The following is a 936-nucleotide window of genomic DNA, read 5'->3' as shown; positions in this document are numbered from 1 at the left end:
CTGCTTCAACGCTTAACTCGGCAGGGATCAGATCGGAAAGCCGAAATTTGGCTCGCATGGCGCTGATTCTCCATTGGAAACCAGGCCAATGGAGTCCAGAACATCAGCGAGATTGAGTCAGACCCAACATTCCGCGCCGATTGACAGCAACCTCTTGCTCGTCGCGTGTCGTAAACGACCCCAGGCGAATGTTTGCCAGCAGCTTTTCGACCTCTCGATCGGTGAGGCGTGCCCCTTCGATACGGGTGGAGGAACCGACGCTTTCGATCGTGGCGACATGCCGGAGGCCGGACAGCCGCTCAGGCGCGATCCGGCCGATCGCACGCCAAGCACCCTTGAATTCGTCGATTTCGGCGATCAGCGACAGGATTTCGGGCGTGATCTGGATGGTCGCCGTATTTAGAGATTCCATTTACGCATCCGTTCCCATCCAATTTTCACGAGAGAGTTCGTCAGATCTGTCAGTCGTGAGCTGGATGACTGGCCATTCCTCACTCGAGCGGATCCAGACTTTTGCAGCGAGACGAGAGACGATGTACGAGGACGACAGCTATCAGCAACTCGAGACGGCCCTCCTATGTCATTGGCAAGGCACTGGCGACCGAGGACGAGGATTTCTAAGTCTCTGACGTCTCTAGGAGTTCGGATGAGATCGACGCGGAACAACCGCGGGGCCGTAGGTTCGACCCCGCTCAAGACCTTCTTAGCTTTCGGTCATTGCCCGAGCGGACCGTCGGGTAGTGGCACATAGACGGCGGTTTTGCGCCCGCATTTTGGTCACTAGCTAATCTCACCTGATTCCCCACAGTGGCCATTCCACTATTGAAGTTGATGTGTAAGCTCGCCCAGTCTGCGGATCGATACCTTGATCGCTTGGTTCCAGTGGTGGCCGCAACTCACCCGAAAACAATTGCGATAGTTGCCCGATGCCGAGAA

At 56.1% G+C, this 936-nt stretch carries 1 protein-coding gene; it reads right to left on the bottom strand.

Features of this window, described 5'->3' with window-relative positions; genetic code table 11:
- Positions 1 to 103: 103 nt before the first annotated feature.
- Positions 104 to 412 carry a Fic family protein gene (locus DUT91_RS25040; RefSeq protein WP_245420026.1) on the bottom strand — a complete coding sequence of 103 codons (309 nt, stop codon included), beginning with the start codon at positions 410 to 412 and terminating at the stop codon, positions 104 to 106.
- Between the last annotated feature and the right edge of the window lie 524 nt (positions 413 to 936).

Origin of the sequence: Paramesorhizobium salinisoli, from assembly GCF_003335045.1 — a bacterium.
Taxonomy (GTDB): Bacteria; Pseudomonadota; Alphaproteobacteria; order Rhizobiales; family Rhizobiaceae; genus Paramesorhizobium; species Paramesorhizobium salinisoli.
The sequence above is the reverse complement of the archived record's forward strand: the minus strand, read 5'-3'. Positions and strand labels throughout refer to the sequence as shown.

Coding starts and splice junctions, on each gene's coding strand:
- DUT91_RS25040 (WP_245420026.1), bottom strand. CDS start 412: ATGGAATCTCTAAATACGGCGACCATCCAGATCACGCCCGAAATCCTG.